The 723-nt window shown below is 65.6% G+C and carries 1 protein-coding gene; it reads left to right on the top strand.

Going from position 1 to position 723, the window contains the following annotated elements; all coding sequences use genetic code 11:
- Positions 1 to 88: 88 nt before the first annotated feature.
- A complete protein-coding gene (locus tag ACDELDRAFT_RS23290; RefSeq protein ID WP_005801855.1) occupies positions 89 to 586 on the top strand; it encodes a cupredoxin domain-containing protein in 498 nt (165 codons plus the stop codon).
- Positions 587 to 723: the final 137 nt, after the last annotated feature.

Here is a 723-nt window from a genome sequence, read left to right on the forward strand (position 1 = left end):
CGTGGATGCCCCCGGCACGACCCCGGACGCGGCCAACGCCCGCAAGCCCGCCACCGGCGGCCACCAGCATTGAAACGGAACCTGACCCATGAAAACTATCAAATTCATAGCTGCTTGCGCTTTACTGGCAATCGCAAGCGCCTCTTTTGGCCATGAAAACATGGCCCATCACGGCGCCCACGCACCCGTGGCCCGCGAGCAGAAGGACTGGGGCATCGCCGGCGACCCCGCAGCCGTGCGCCGCACCATCGTGCTGCGCATGAGCGACGACATGCGTTTCAGCCCGAACCAGATCGAAGTGCAGGAAGGCGACACCGTGCGCCTGCGCGCCGACAACCGGGGCAGGATGCTGCACGAAATCGTGCTGGGCACGCGCGCCGAACTGGCGCAGCATGCGCAGATGATGCAGAAATTTCCGGACATGGAGCACGATGAGCCCTCGATGGTTCATGTGCGCGCCGGTCGCCGTGGCGACATCGTCTGGCACTTCAACCGGCCCGGCACATTCGACTTTGCCTGCCTGATTCCCGGCCATTTCGAGGCGGGCATGACCGGAACCATCACCGTGCGCCCCCGCAACCGCTGAGCCGCCCCTGTTTTAACGCATCCCCTCCCCAAGGAAACCACCATGCACCACCCCACCATCTCCACCGCCACGCCTGCAATGGACGTACCACGCGCCAGCCTGCGCCGCCGCCACCTGCTCATGGCCGCGCTGCCGCT

The sequence above is a fragment of the Acidovorax delafieldii 2AN genome (assembly GCF_000175235.1).
GTDB lineage: Bacteria > Pseudomonadota > Gammaproteobacteria > Burkholderiales > Burkholderiaceae_C > Acidovorax > Acidovorax delafieldii_B.